The organism is Allopusillimonas ginsengisoli (assembly GCF_004153455.1).
Classification (GTDB): Bacteria; Pseudomonadota; Gammaproteobacteria; order Burkholderiales; family Burkholderiaceae_B; genus Allopusillimonas; species Allopusillimonas ginsengisoli.
The window spans coordinates 367,878-382,639 of sequence record NZ_SDQE01000001.1; the positions used below are offsets into that span (position 1 = coordinate 367,878).

Genomic DNA, 14,762 nt, shown 5'->3' on the forward strand with positions numbered 1-14,762 from the left:
CAGGAACCGCATACGTGAGCACAATTGAGCAGAGCCACACCGGTGTTGGTGATAACGTGGCTGGCGATAAGATCATGGTCCAGATCAAATCGCTGGCTCCGGCTGATCTGATTCCTCCAATGGATTTGGTGCTCGAAAGCCTTCGAAAAAAGGATAATGCTACGGCCAAAACCCAGATGGTCATGCTCAAAGCCATGGCCCAGCGAGACCCTGAAGCTGCCGCCTTGGTAGAGGTCATTTCAATCTATAGCGGACTGGTTGAAGCTCAAGATCACGATGACGCCTGGAAAACCGTTGCGAAGATCATCTCGACCGCAAGCAATCATGTGGTTAAGGACATGTGCTTAGCGGCGCTCCTGAAGTTGTCAAGTGGTACTGATCGCGAACAGGCGGCGAGAGACCTTTTTGAAGGAAAATCGCCTCCCGGACCGTACTCCCAAGAGACGTATCTACGTTTGTACGCAGACAAGGAGTACCTGGAGGCAGCGGGAAAAGGAAACCCCACAGAGGCAGAACTGACTGGGATCGTTGAGGGTGCCGCCCGACTGCAACTAACAGATCTGATGCTGCGAATGGCCAAGCACTTGGATACGTGGTTTCCCTCCTACAACTCCAAGGTGCTTCTTACCATCGCAACAGGCATGAAGTTCAACCCTGATCTTGCTAAATGTCACTTTTGGTTGAACCGGCCCGCAGTGAAGGAAGGGCTGGACGATCTGGCTGACCACACTGCTCAGCTATTCGAGCAATCGGAAGGCACCGATATACGCGTCCAGGAACTGGCCTGCTCCATTTTCAACGCTTATCAGGGCTACGCACCACTCAGCTTATTCAAAACGCTGAAAAAGCACCTTCCGAATCTTGATCCCACTCGATCTGCTTCTATTGCGATGTGCAAGGCTGCTTTAGGTGACGAGACCGCGCTGAACGAATCACAGAGGGAGCTGAAAGCGGCAACTGAAAATCCTCAAAAGCGCACTGCCTGGTGCAACCAGTTCCTTGCAGCGAATAGTCACCCAATCAGCGACATAATGCCCTTCCTTCGACTGGCAACACCACCCGAGCTCGAAGAATGGGTGGGTCGTGAGCATATACTAAATGACGCCTCTGAAATGGAGGAAGCTTACGTTCGACTGTTAGTCCACGCCCTTAAGCACGATGAAGATAACCATAGTGCACGGCAGAGACAGGAATTGGCCCAGCACGCGGATCGTTTCATTTCGCGATGGGGGAACGACATAACGACCTTGATGCCGGAAGTGGTATTTGAATTGGCAGAAAAGCTATCCGCCAGCAAACTACCTAATAAGGCAATCGAGTTCACCTCCCGTCTCATACCCGATGACACGTTATGGCCGTCTCAGTTCGTCGTAGCCTATCTGAGATGCTTACTTGAAGCGGAGCAGTACGAAACATTCGAGAAGGTGATCGACAAAATCAAAGATGCAGAAAAGTCTGTAATGATCTTAAACCTCAGTGCGATGAAAGCCGAGCGAATGGGGGATATCACATCTGCACTGAAATTTAGTGATCTCATGGTCGAGTATGCACCTGATATGGCATATGCATGGTATCAGGGCTGCCACCTTCGAGCGCGCCATCAGAGTTTAGCCGAGCAACAGCTTTTTCATCAGAGGATACCTGATGCTGTGCTGCAATCTCCGATTCCCGAGGTCATGGCCATTCTTGGGTTTCTTACCCGAGCCGGGAACTTCAAACGCGTAGAGCCGCTGTGGGTGGATTGGTTCATCCAATCCCCCAGAGACCGAGCCGTCGACTTGGTAAATTTCCACTTTGGCACAGGCCTCATGACCGACTTAGACTTAGATGTCTCGGCTACATTAGAGCAGTGCGCAGTTGCCATTGAGTATGAGCAGGAAGGAAATATTCAGACTCGGCTGATCGTTGAGGACGACCAAAACTCCGGTGAATACACATTGAGGTCCTCCAGCCACTTGGGGAGGCTGCTGCAAGATCTGCCGAAAGGCGAAAGCGCCAATTTGGGAATGGCTACTTACAGGGTGATAGACCGCCTGCCCCCTTACGTGGGGTGTTTACGTCTTGCATTAAGACTGCGACATATCCACAACGATGGCAGCGATTGCTTCGTCATGATGCAGATGCCATCTGACCCTGCTGAGTTAGTACCCTATTTAGAGAAAAAACTCGGCCAAAATTCAGATGCTGAGCGTCGCAAGCAACTGGAAGAGGTTGATGCCTTACCGTTATATATTCGTGGTCATGCGCTCTATCCAAACGATGCTTTTAAAAGCGCTTTGAATTGCTGGCCTGACGTCCGGATTCCCAAATCACCCCTATGGAATCAAGGTGAGGCTAGCCCTAATGCCATTGTGCTTGACGCTTACGGCATTGGCTACTTAGCAACTACAAACCTAGTCCGCGCAGTACTAGATGCTGGCATTTCATTTATTTTATCCGCAGCCACCAAAGAGAAGCTGACACAGTTCATCAATGAGATCTCCGATGAAAAGTTCATGCTCTTAGGTGTGACGGATAGTGGAAGACTTGTTCGAACCACGGCATCGGATATTCGCGAAAATAGCGCACACATAGTAGAGACGCTGCAATTAGTGCTGGACAATTCATCTGTAGCCTATCCGATGGCTCATGATGCAAATCTTGAGGTTTTTTCAATCAAGGAAGGGATAGACGCTACCGTCTACGATGCCATTCAGCTTTCCATGGCCAATAACATTCCTTGGTTTTGTATGGATGGGGCTTTTTCTGCTTTACACCACGCCAACAAGAGTCCTACGGCAAATGTAGCCGCTATAGTTCTTCGGGCTGTGTCAAAAGAAGAGTTCGACTTTGAGAGTCTGCGACACGGCTTTTTACTTTACTCTGTTGGCGCCCTTCCACTGGCATTCACTGCCCAAAATCTCCATTCGCTAGCACAAACACCAAATCCGTTGGCTAGTTTCATTCTGTTCCAACTGATAAAAAATCACGGTCGCCAAATTTTTTCAGATGAAGGGGAATCCGAGCTGTTGCTCCATTTGATTTTTGTTCATCTGTCCAGTCGCTATACCTTTGGCGGAGATCTCAGAACTCTATGGCCACGCTACACACCTTGGCAGATTTTCACCGATCATGTATTTAATCACGGACTCAGCCTATATCTCTCATTTGGCAAGGGCTACACGGAACTTCGACTAGCAAAGGTTATGAAGTACATGCTCTTCAGAACAGGGACGCACCACGCCCTTTGGGAGCATATTTGTCGAAAATTTTTAAGCTTTGCTGAAGGGCATTTCATGTCTTTAAAAATTATCGCTGAATATTTTCAATCATTTGAATCCGAACCATGAAAAAATCTGCACACACTGTTTGTTTTTAGCAAACGTAACGCGCAGACCCGACTCAACCAGACGGACCGAAGGTGTCATGCCGGATAACCATGACTTGAAGCACGGGCGGGCGCATCCCCGCGAACGCGACTGCTCCTGGCTCCAGGCCTATCGGTGAGACGACATACCCCGAGGCCACCCCACACACCCGCCTACGCTCAACTACGCCCACACAAGTTTCCCCAATAACAAACCCCGGCAACAATTTCCCCATGCTGGTTCGGTTGCATTGTGGCACCGACAACACAGGGAGAACGCCGTGAGCAATCCAAGCCGATGGGTACTCGTCAAGCGGTTTGCCGAAGTCACTGGCTACAGCGAGAACGCGGTGCGCCACAAGGTTAAAGGCGGAATTTGGCTGGAAGGTCGCATCTGGCGCAAAGCGCCGGATGGCCGTATCTTTTTGAACCTTGCAGAGTTCGAACGATGGGTGGAAAGCACAGCGCACGCCAGATCCTTCTGAGTGACGTTTAGAAGGCATAAGCATCCGTCACCTGTTGGGAATGGCAATTCTTGCAATACGACCAATGGTCGTATATAATTCGGGGATTAGCTGCAAACGCGCAGGTTTCCACCATTCTTGTCTATGTCTGAATCGACGAAGCAGCAAAGCCCGCCGGTCGCCACCATTCGTGATGCCCGCATCGTAGCTGGCCTTACTCAAACGGAAGCCGCGCAAATTGTGCGGGTATCGCTGCGCGCATGGCAGCGTTGGGAGGCGGGCGACCGTTCCATGCCTCCCGGTCTTTTCGAGCTTTTCATGCTCAAGACCGGCCAATGGCCCTTGAACGAGCAAACGAAGGCGGAGTAAGCATAAGCAGCAGGAGCATCGTGATGGCAGTCGAAGCAGTAGCGAAGACCGGCTTCCCCGGCATCTGGATACACGGCAAATCGATCCGCGTGGACTTCATGCACCAGGGCGTGCGCCATCGGCATACGCTTGGACTTGACCCCACCAAAGCAAACCTCAAGCACGCCGCGCGTCTGCGCAGTGCGGCTCTGTATGCGTTGCGCACCGGCACCTACAACGAAGCAGAAATGTTTCCGCACACGCGCCCAGCGGAAAGCACTGCCCAAACCAGCAAGCGCCTGGTCGACCTGTGCGACCGCTACAAGCCGCTCAAGGCGGTCGACATCACACCGGAAACACAGTCACGCTACGAGAACGCGCTAAACGTCTGCCTGGAGACGATCGGCCGCGACCGCCAAGTCGACGCGCTCAAGCCCGCCGACATCCAGCAGTTGCGAGTCGATCTGATCGCCACCCGCGCGGTCTCTACCGTCAACCACTACCTCGCAACCTTCTCCGGCTTCCTGTACTGGTGCGAAGACAACGGATACTGCAAGGATCTGGCCAAGCATTGCACCCGCTTCACCAAAAGCCACAAAGACCCCGACCCGTTGAGCTTCGAGGAGTATCAGTTGCTCATTGATAAAGGCTGCATACACCCGATTGACCGGGCGGCAGTCACGTTGGCGGTCTATACCGGACTACGCCCCGGCGAACTGCTGGCATTGGCTTTGGAGGACGTGGCCACCGACCTGAGCAAGATTACGGTACGCCGGTCAGTGACCCAATCCATGACGTTCAAGGTTCCCAAGACAAACAAGGAACGCACCGTCTTGCTGTTCCCGCCCGCCCGTGAGGCACTGCGGGTGCTTATCGAGGACGCCAAACATCGCAAGCCCGCTGATCTGCAAGTCTGGCTAAACCGCCATGAATCGCGTACCGACCGCGTGCGCGTTCTCCTGTCGCCCAAAACTCAAGCACGCAGGAAGGAAGTCAACGAATTCTTTGTGCCCAGCGCCTGGAATACCAAATGGAGCAACCTGGTCCGACGGGCGGAGATTCGCCCACGCCCACCCTATCAGACGCGGCACACCTACGCATGCTGGAATCTGACGGCTCGCGGAAACTTGGCCTTTATCGCCAATCAGATGGGCCACAATGATTACTCCATGCTCGTGCAAGTGTACGCGCGCTGGATAGATTCAGAGTCTCCCAGCGAGCTGGAACGTATCTGGGAGAGCATGCAAAACATGCGTCAAATTGTCCCAAATTTGTCCCAAGAAAACCGCGAAGAAACAGTAACTATTTGATTTGTATGAATAAAACCGATTCATCTTCGCACACCCCCATGATGCAGCAATACCTGCGCCTCAAAGCCGAGGCCGGCTCGCATCTGCTGTTCTATCGCATGGGCGACTTCTATGAGATGTTCTACGAAGATGCTGAGCGCGGTGCGCGGTTGCTCAACCTCACCTTGACCAAACGGGGCTCGTCCAATGGCGCCCCCATTCCGATGGCGGGCGTTCCCTTCCATTCGATGGAAGGCTATTTGGCGCGGCTGGTGGCGCTGGGCGAATCGGTTGCCATCTGTGAGCAAATTGGTGATCCAGCCACCGCCAAGGGCCCAGTGGAGCGCAAGATCGTACGCATCGTGACGCCTGGCACGCTCACCGACGACGCTCTGCTGCCAGCCAAGGCTGATCGGGTGATTGCCGCGGTGTGGACGGCGCGCGTCAATCGCGCCGAGCGCACGGGGCTGGCGTGGATGAATCTGGCCAACGGCGAATTCAGCGTGTGTGAGTGCACGCCGGATATGTTGGATACAGAATTGCACCGGCTGGATCCCGCCGAACTCGTCTACGCAGAAAGCGCAAGGCTGGCCGGGCATGACGGTATGGCCCTCAGCGCCATACCGGACTGGCATTTTGACATTGATAGCGCTCGCAATGTGCTGCATACCCACTTCAAACTGGATACGCTGGCCAGCTTTGGCATGGCTGACCTGCCTGTTGCCACCTGCGCGGCGGGTGCGCTACTGCGTTATGTCAGCCGTACGCAATCGCAGTCACTCTCTCATATACAGGCGATCCGGGTGGATCAGTCTGGCGAATACCTGGTGCTGGACCCCGTTACCCGCAAGAACCTGGAGCTCACCGAAACCATTGCCGGCGAGTCCAGCCCTACCTTGTTTTCGACGCTGGATCACTGCCAGACACCCATGGGCAGCCGCCTGTTAAGACGCTGGCTGCACCACCCTCTGCGCGACAACGCACCGGCGCTGGCACGCCAGTGGGTGATTGCGGCGTTTCTGTCTGCGCCGCCCGGAGGCGAAGCGCTGGACGCAGAGCCTGCGCTCGATGCGCTGCGCCGCATGCTGGATCGCTATCCCGATATTGAACGCATCGCCACGCGCATTTCCATGCGTTCTGTGCGTCCGCGCGAACTGGCCAGCCTGCGTGAAGCGCTGGCCCTGCTGCCACAGCTCGCGCAAACACTCTTGTCGTCTTTTGGCGCGGAGCCTCGGGTACAGGCCTTTGCGCAAAGCATTGCGCTGGATCCATCGCTGGCCGAGCTGCTTCACAATGCCATTGATCCCGAGCCTGCGCTGCTGGTGCGCGAAGGCGGGGTCATCGCCGCAGGGTACGACGATGAGCTGGACGAGCTGCGCCGATTGGCCACCGACAGCGGCGAATTTCTGATCGCACTCGAAGCGCGGGAACGCGAGCGCACCGGGATCAGCACGCTCAAGGTGGAGTACAACCGGGTACACGGATTCTATATCGAAGTGTCTCGCGCTCAGGCCGACAAGGTTCCGGCCGAATATCGCCGTCGTCAGACGCTGAAGAATGCCGAACGCTATATCACCCCAGAACTCAAGTCTTGGGAAGACAAAGTCTTGTCCGCCAAGGATCGCAGTCTCACTCGTGAAAAATGGCTGTTCGAACAAGTGCTGGACCTACTGGGCGAACAGGCCAAGGGGCTGTCAGCATGCGCGGCAGCGCTGGCCGAGATTGATGCACTTGCCGCATTGGCCAGTCACGCCTTCCTGAACGACTGGTCTGCGCCCGAATTGGGTGAGCATGGCGAAATCCAGATCGAAGCGGGACGCCATCCCGTCGTGGAACACAGTATCGAACAGTTCACCCCCAACGATTGCGAGCTGGGCCCGCAACGCCGCATGCTGTTGATCACCGGGCCGAACATGGGCGGCAAGTCTACCTATATGCGTCAGGTAGCGCTGATAGCGCTGCTGGCGCGCGTGGGCAGTTTTGTGCCGGCGCGCTCAGCCCGAATCGGCAAGATAGATCGTATCTTCACGCGTATCGGCGCCGCGGATGACCTGGCCGGCGGGCGTTCCACATTCATGATGGAAATGACCGAGGCGGCCGCCATTCTGTCCGCCAGCACACCCAACAGCCTGGTGCTCATGGATGAGATCGGGCGAGGCACCTCCACCTACGATGGCCTGGCCCTGGCCTGGGCCATTGCCCATCGGCTGCTGTCGCACAACCAGGCGCTGACGCTGTTTGCCACACATTATTTCGAGATCACGCGACTGCCAACCGAATCGCCGGTGGCGGCCAATGTGCATCTGGCTGCCGCCGAATCGGCAACAGGCATCGTTTTCCTGCATGAGGTGCGCTCTGGCCCGGCCAGCCGCAGCTATGGCATTCAGGTCGCGCAGCGCGCCGGCGTCCCGCAGGCAGTGATCCGCCATGCCAGCCGGGAACTGGCGCGTCTGGAAGCCAGTGGAGCGCCTACCCCGCAACTGGATTTGTTCACGATGGCGGCCGCGCAGTCAGCGGAGACCCTGGCGGACGCGGCGGAGGACGCAGACGTATCTGCCAGATCTGCGACGGCCGACGCGAACCTGCCGGTGGCAGCGCATCTGGACGGCGCGCAGGCAGAACAACGCCACACCGCTCCAGGCCCAGACATCGGACATCATTCAGACGATGCCGACGCGCAGGCCCTGCTGCAAACACTGGCCGAGCTGGATCCGGATTCACTGACACCACGCGCAGCACTCGATCTGCTGTACCAACTGCGTCAAGACTATCTCAAATGAATATTGATCACCCCCTGGACTTGTTGGGCGGCCTCACGCCACGTGTCTTCATGCAACGCTATTGGCAGCGGCGGCCGCTGCTGATTCGCCAGGCCATTCCTGGTTTCATCCCTTCGCTGTCGATTGCTGACATACGTCAATTGGTCAAACGCGAGGAGGTCGAATCGCGCCTGATCTGGCACGACGCGAACGGCTGGAACATGAAATCAGGGCCGTTTGCCCGGCTCCCTGCCGCCCGTCGTCCGAACTGGACGGCGCTGGCGCAAAGTGTCGATCTACATGACGACGGCACGGCGGCGCTCATGCAACAGTTCCGCTTTATCGCTGACGCTCGGCTGGATGATGCCATGATCAGCATTGCCTCTCCGGGCGGCGGTGTTGGCCCTCATTTCGACAGCTACGACGTATTCCTGCTGCAGGCCCATGGCCGCCGCCGCTGGCGCATCAGCCAGCAAAAAGACTTGTCTTTGGAGCCTGGCCTGCCACTCAAGATTCTCCGCCATTTTCAGGCTGATGAAGAATACGTGCTTGAGCCCGGGGATATGCTGTATCTGCCACCACACGCCGCGCACGACGGGGTTGCGTTGGATGACTGCATGACAATATCCATCGGATTTCGGGCGCCCACGCAGGCGGCGCTGGCCTGCGGCATGCTGGAAGCGGCCAATGATCAAGTCATGGCCAATCTGGGCGACAACGGCGGCCTGTATGCAAGCCCGGTCATTCCCGGCCCTTCGCTGGCCGCTACGTATAAAGATGCCGGCGAACCTGCCACCGAAACCCCGGCCGCTTTACCGCAGCGCCTGGTCGATGCCACACTTGCTGCGATCAACAAGATACGGTTCAACGAACAACTGGCTGCCCGCTTTCTTGGCATATGGCTGACCGAGCCGCCCGCCAGCGCGTACTTTGAACCTGCGGACCAAGCACCCTCTTTCGACCAAGGCTTGCCTGCGTCAGGCGTGCTTGCGCTGGACCGCTGTACACGCATGATGTATCGGAATCGGCAACTCTTCGTCAATGGCGAAGTCGCGGGCGTGGCAGCCAGCGCCGTTTTGCGTCGCCTGGCCGATGAGCGCCGTCTGCTGTGCACACCCGCTCTTGCCCGCCGGCTCAACGACGCTGAACTGGGTGTGCTGGCGCAATGGCTGGAAGACGGATGGCTGCATTATGTTGAAGACTGATCCTTCGCCTGAATCAAAAAATCCGCACGAAATGTGACAAGCCGCACGGGATTTATTTCCATTTTGCTGCCAAACCGGCGAAAAATAAGCTTATAAGCAATATGGAAATAAAAAACCCTTCGTTCGCGCATGACGCTTGGCTCTCTAGAATGGTGACATACCTTCTTTGCGAGAGTGCGTCATGCTGGCCCCATCTTATCTGCCCGAATCCAAACATCCTTTGATCACTGAGCTTGCCGACAGCCTGGACAATAGCGCGCTCAGTTGGTTATCAGGGTATTTTGCAGGTGTCGCCCAGGGCCGCCAATACGCGCCAGCACCGGCTCCGGTCATCAGCGCCGTCACGGAAACCAGTACGGCCAAACGCCTTACCATTCTCTATGGCAGCCAGACCGGCAATGCCAAGCGCGTCGCCGAAGCGCTTTCCGAGCGCGTAAGCAGTGAAGGCCTGCAGGTGCGACTGGTGCGCGCCGACCGCTACGCTACGCGCGAACTCAAGGACGAGGATCTGCTGTATATCGTGATGAGCACGCAGGGCGACGGAGAGCCGCCAGACGACTCCATTGCATTTGTGGAGTTCCTCAACAGCCGGCGGGCGCCCAAGCTGCCTCAGCTCAAGTATGCTGTACTCGGCCTGGGCGATTCCAGTTACCCCCTGTTCTGCGGCATCTCTCAACACATCGATGCGCGGCTGGCGGAACTGGGCGCCGAACGGCTGCAAGAGGCAGGCACCGCGGATCTTGATATCGATACCGTTGCCGCGCCGTGGCAGGACGCCGCCCTGGAGCAGGCCCGCAAAGAGCTCAAGCAGAGCGTCGCGCCGACTGCCAGCGTTACCGCGTTGCGCCCGAAAACACCGGCCATCACCCGCGACCAACCGTTCCTGGCAGAACTTCTGCTCAATCAACCTATCACGGGCCGTGGCAGCGACAAGGATATACGCCATCTCGAAATCTCACTGGAAGGCAGTCCCCTCAGCTATCAACCCGGCGATGCCCTGGGCGTATGGCCTACTCAGTCGGACGAGCTGGTCAGCCGGGTGCTGGACACCTTGGATCTGGATGGGGGAACGTCTGTCACAGTCAATGGAACCACCCGCGCGCTGCGCGAGTGGCTCCACAGCCACCGCGAGCTTACCCAAATCACGCGGCCTTTTCTGGTCGCACACGCTGACCGCGCAGGCAGCGAGACGCTGAAAGCACTGCTGCAGCCAGACGGTATTGCAGACTTTCGCCAATTGCTGGAAACCCGTCAGTTGATCGACGTCTTGCGCACTTGGCCTGCAAGCTGGACGCCGCAGGAATTCGTGCAGGCGCTTCGTCCGCTGGCGCCGCGCATGTACTCCATCGCCTCCAGCCAGTCCGCCGTCGACGAAGAAGTGCATTTGACCCTGGCCCACGTAGGATACGAGCAGGAAGGCGAGGAGCGCTGGGGTGTTGCATCGCATTTTCTCACTACCCTGGCCGAAGGCGACAAGCTGCCCATCTTCATCGAAGAGAACACGCGCTTCCGCCTGCCCGAAGATACCTCTCGCGATATCATCATGATCGGTCCCGGCACCGGTATTGCCCCCTTCCGGGCCTTCGTGCAAGAGCGCGCCGCCACGCAGGCGAGCGGCCGCAACTGGCTGTTCTTTGGCAACCCTCATTTCTCGACAGACTTTCTGTACCAGACTGAATGGCAGCGCGCCCTGCAGGACGGCGATCTGCACCGTCTGGATCTGGCCTTCTCGCGCGATCAGTCCGAGAAAGTGTATGTCCAGCACAGATTGCTTGAGCGCGCAGGCGATCTCTATGCCTGGATCCAGGATGGCGCGCATGTGTATGTGTGCGGCGACGCCAACCACATGGCCAAGGATGTGCACCAGGCGCTTCTACACATTGCCCAGCAGGAAGGCGGGCTGGATGAAGCCCAGGCACGGGCATGGCTGGATGAACTGGCCGCGCAAGGCCGCTACGCCCGCGACGTTTATTGAACTCAGGCCGACATGGCAGGTTCGGGCCCGACAACCCGGGCCTGCCATGTGGTTTTCAGCCGTGGTCCCGGGCTTGGCGCGGACGCGCCACCCTCTACGACCGTATGCATCAATCAGGAATCAAGACAGCATGACAACCCCCTCAGCCGACGCTCCCGGCACGGATAAACCGCTTTCTCATCTCGAACACATCAAGGCCGAGAGCCGCCACCTGCGCGGCACCATTGCAGAAGGCCTGGCGGATCCGGTGACAGGCGCCATCAGCGACGACGACAACAAACTGCTCAAGTTTCATGGCAGCTATCAGCAGGATGATCGCGACATCCGCGACGAACGTCGCCGCCAGAAACTTGAGCCCGCCTATGCCTTCATGATTCGCGCGCGCTTGCCTGGCGGCGTGGTGCAGCCCCAGCAATGGCTGGCCTTTGACGATATCGCCCGCACTTATGCGTCGCGTGGCTTGCGCATTACCACGCGCCAAACGTTTCAGTGGCATGGCATTATCAAGCACAATCTCAAGCCCACCATGCAGGCCATCCACAACGCCATGGCCACCACCATCGCAGCCTGTGGCGATATCAATCGTCAGGTCGTATGCTCCGTCAATCCTCATTTGTCCAGCGAGCATGCCATCGTCTGGGAGTGGGCCAAGAAGCTCTCCGATCACTTTATCCCCCGTACCCGCGCATATCACGAGATCTGGCTGGACGGCGAGAAAATCACTGATGAGCCCGAAGAGGAGCCCATTTATGGCGATACCTATCTGCCGCGCAAGTTCAAGATTGGCATCGCAGTACCGCCAACGAATGATATCGACGTATTTGCGCAGGATCTCGGCCTGATCGCCATCATCGAACATGGCAAGCTGCTGGGCTTTAACGTGGCGACCGGTGGGGGCATGGGCGCCACTCATGGCGATGATACAACTTACGCGCGCCTGGGCAGCCTGATTGGTTTTGTGCCACCGGAGCAAGCCATTGCGTTGGCCGAAGCCGTTGTGACGGTACAGCGCGACTACGGGAACCGATCAGAGCGACAGCACGCTCGCCTCAAGTACACCATTGATCATAATGGCCTGGAATGGTTCAGGGACAAGGTCGAGGAGCGCGCCGGTTTTACGCTGGAGCCGGCCCGCCCCTATGCCTTTGTACGCAATGGTGATCGCTTTGGTTGGGAACAGGGCGAAGATGGCAACTGGCATTTGGGCCTGTACATTGAATCCGGCCGCCTGTGGGATCAGGACGATCAAAAGCTCCAGACCGGCATACGCGAAATCGCCAAAATCCTGAAAGGCGAGTTCCGCATGACCTGTAACCAGAATCTGGTCATCTCCAACGTGGCAACCCGGGATCGCGCAAAGATAGACAAACTGGTTGCCCAATTTGGACTGGATGGCTACAAGGCGCAAAGCGGCATTCGCCGTCACAGCATTGCCTGTGTCGCCTTGCCGACCTGCGGACTGGCCATGGCCGAGAGCGAGCGATATGCACCGGCGCTGCTCAGCAAGCTCGAGACCATACTGGACAGCCATGGCCTGCTGGATGCGCCCATTCTGTTGCGCATTTCGGGCTGTCCCAACGGTTGCGCCCGGCCCTACCTGGCCGAAATTGCGCTGATTGGCCGCGCCCTGGGCCGTTACGACCTGCGCCTGGGCGCGAACTTTACCGGTGAGCGGCTCAACGTCGTGTATCGCGAGAACATCGCGGAACCCGACATACTCCAAACGCTGGATGAGCTATTCGGCGCCTATGCCAGAAACCGTGAACCGGACGAAAAGTTCGGCGACTACCTCATACGCAGCAATGTACTGCCTGCGCCAAGTGCCAATTTGATTCCGATCCGGCTGGATACGGTGGCGTGATCACTGGCTCGGACGCTTCCACCGGACTACCATGAGATTATTCCCTCTGTTTGCCAATCTCTCTCAACGCCGCGTGCTGGTGATCGGTGGCGGTGCAGTTGCCGAGCGCAAGATCAAAAGTTTGCTGGTCTCCGATGCCGACATCACGGTCGGCGCGCCCGCGCTCACTGAAACGCTGGCAGAACTCGCCAGGCAGCACCGCATACAACATCTGCCCGGCACTTTCGAGGAAAACTGGCTGGATGGCGTCTGGCTTGTGATCGCCGCCACTGACGATCGCGCACTGAACCGGCAAATCGCCGAGCTTGCCGAGCAACGCCGTCTCCTCATCAATGTGGTGGACGACCCTGAACTGTCTTCTTTCCAAGTCCCTTCCATTGTCGACCGTTCTCCCTTGACCATCGCCATTTCATCGGCGGGCCATGCGCCTGTGTTGGCACGCCGGGTGCGCGAACGCATCGAAAGCCTGTTCGACCACAGCATAGGCGCCCTCGGCGCATTGGCGGCCCGTTACCGTCCTGCGATTCGCAAGGCTCGCCCTGACCTGCGGCAACGCAGGGAGTTCTACGACTGGATGCTGGACGGACCGGTGGCCGACGCGTTGAAGCGGCAACAACCTATCGAAGCCGAAAAATGGCTGGAAGACGGCTTGGCCAGTCAGACGACTGCACCGCAAGGCAAGGTGCTGCTGGTCGGCGCAGGGCCTGGCGACCCCGGGCTGCTGACCCTCAAGGCTTTGCGAGCCCTGAACGAGGCCGATGTCATTCTTTATGATCGCCTGGTTGCGCCAGATATCCTGGAGCTGGCGCGCCGCGACGCCGTTCAGATCGCCGTGGGCAAACGCCCGGGCGAAAATCATGATGCAACCCAGGCACGCATCCACGCCTTGATGCTTGCGCATGCCAATCAGGGCCATAGGGTGGTCCGCCTGAAAGGTGGAGACGCCTTTATTTTTGGCCGCGGCGGCGAGGAACTGCAGTTTCTGCGCGCCCATGGCATTGCCTACGAGGTAGTACCGGGCATTACCGCTGCATTGGCCTGCTCGGCTTATGCAGGCGTGCCACTGACCCATCGCGATTATGCACAATCCGTCACGCTGGTCACCGCTCACTGCCGGGAGGGCGCCATGCTTGAAGACTGGTCCGCACTGGCCCGTGAAAAGCAGACTCTGGCCTTTTATATGCCCGTCAGCCAGCTCGAATGGCTGGCCGAGCAATTGATGACGCATGGCCGATCCGGGGAAACGCCTTTTGTCATTGTGGAAAACGGCACGCGTCCGGAGCAGCGGGTGTTGCAGGGGCGTTTGAAATCACTGGCGCAATCCGCTCAGGCAAATCACATCGCTTCGCCTTCTTTGCTGCTGGTTGGTGAAGTGGCTGGCCTGGCGCCAGATCTGGAATGGTTCGGCGCCAGCATCAAGGCCGGGAGCCTGGTTCCCGCCGATTAAGCGCCCGTTGATCGGCCAGCACTATCGCCAGCGCAATGGCGCCCTGAGGGCCATTGCGCTGGTGTTCG

9 protein-coding genes are annotated in these 14,762 nt (G+C 57.6%); all 9 read left to right on the forward strand.

The genetic code is table 11. From position 1 onward, the window contains the following. The first annotated feature begins 14 nt into the window (after positions 1-14). Positions 15-3,329, forward strand: coding sequence for a GapS6b family protein (gapS6b, locus tag ERE07_RS01915; RefSeq protein ID WP_130007120.1), 3,315 nt, complete (start codon positions 15-17; stop codon positions 3,327-3,329). 298 nt (positions 3,330-3,627) lie between these two features. After that, complete coding sequence (locus tag ERE07_RS01920; protein WP_118994195.1) at positions 3,628-3,831, forward strand: excisionase; 204 nt, start codon at positions 3,628-3,630, stop codon at positions 3,829-3,831. A gap of 123 nt (positions 3,832-3,954) precedes the next feature. Further along, a complete protein-coding gene (locus tag ERE07_RS01925) occupies positions 3,955-4,179 on the forward strand; it encodes a helix-turn-helix domain-containing protein (protein ID WP_118994194.1) in 225 nt (74 codons plus the stop codon). A 23-nt stretch (positions 4,180-4,202) separates the two neighbouring features. Continuing rightward, positions 4,203-5,468 (forward strand): tyrosine-type recombinase/integrase, encoded by a 1,266-nt coding sequence (locus tag ERE07_RS01930; protein ID WP_118994193.1) that lies wholly within the window; start codon positions 4,203-4,205, stop codon positions 5,466-5,468. A 5-nt stretch (positions 5,469-5,473) separates the two neighbouring features. Next, positions 5,474-8,227, forward strand: coding sequence for a DNA mismatch repair protein MutS (gene mutS / locus ERE07_RS01935; RefSeq protein ID WP_130007121.1), 2,754 nt, complete (start codon positions 5,474-5,476; stop codon positions 8,225-8,227). After that, positions 8,224-9,411: a cupin domain-containing protein gene (locus ERE07_RS01940; protein ID WP_130007122.1), complete on the forward strand. Its 1,188-nt coding sequence runs from the start codon at positions 8,224-8,226 to the stop codon at positions 9,409-9,411. The genes mutS and ERE07_RS01940 overlap by 4 nt, the downstream gene beginning before the upstream one ends. A gap of 181 nt (positions 9,412-9,592) precedes the next feature. Further along, the gene (locus ERE07_RS01945) at positions 9,593-11,386 is read left to right on the forward strand and encodes an assimilatory sulfite reductase (NADPH) flavoprotein subunit (protein ID WP_130007123.1); all 1,794 of its coding nucleotides are present in this window, start codon (positions 9,593-9,595) and stop codon (positions 11,384-11,386) included. Between the two features lie 130 nt (positions 11,387-11,516). After that, the gene (cysI, locus tag ERE07_RS01950; RefSeq protein WP_130007124.1) at positions 11,517-13,247 is read left to right on the forward strand and encodes an assimilatory sulfite reductase (NADPH) hemoprotein subunit; all 1,731 of its coding nucleotides are present in this window, start codon (positions 11,517-11,519) and stop codon (positions 13,245-13,247) included. Positions 13,248-13,278: 31 nt separating this feature from the next. Continuing rightward, the gene (gene cysG, locus ERE07_RS01955; RefSeq protein ID WP_130007125.1) at positions 13,279-14,694 is read left to right on the forward strand and encodes a siroheme synthase CysG; all 1,416 of its coding nucleotides are present in this window, start codon (positions 13,279-13,281) and stop codon (positions 14,692-14,694) included. The last annotated feature ends 68 nt before the right edge of the window (positions 14,695-14,762 follow it).

Bases quoted from the DNA above. Each gene is read 5' to 3' on its own strand.
- ERE07_RS01925 (WP_118994194.1), top strand. From the start codon at position 3,955: ATGTCTGAATCGACGAAGCAGCAAAGCCCGCCGGTCGCCACCATTCGT.
- ERE07_RS01945 (WP_130007123.1), top strand. From the start codon at position 9,593: ATGCTGGCCCCATCTTATCTGCCCGAATCCAAACATCCTTTGATCACT.
- mutS (WP_130007121.1), top strand. From the start codon at position 5,474: ATGAATAAAACCGATTCATCTTCGCACACCCCCATGATGCAGCAATAC.
- cysI (WP_130007124.1), top strand. From the start codon at position 11,517: ATGACAACCCCCTCAGCCGACGCTCCCGGCACGGATAAACCGCTTTCT.
- cysG (WP_130007125.1), top strand. From the start codon at position 13,279: ATGAGATTATTCCCTCTGTTTGCCAATCTCTCTCAACGCCGCGTGCTG.
- ERE07_RS01930 (WP_118994193.1), top strand. From the start codon at position 4,203: ATGGCAGTCGAAGCAGTAGCGAAGACCGGCTTCCCCGGCATCTGGATA.
- ERE07_RS01940 (WP_130007122.1), top strand. From the start codon at position 8,224: ATGAATATTGATCACCCCCTGGACTTGTTGGGCGGCCTCACGCCACGT.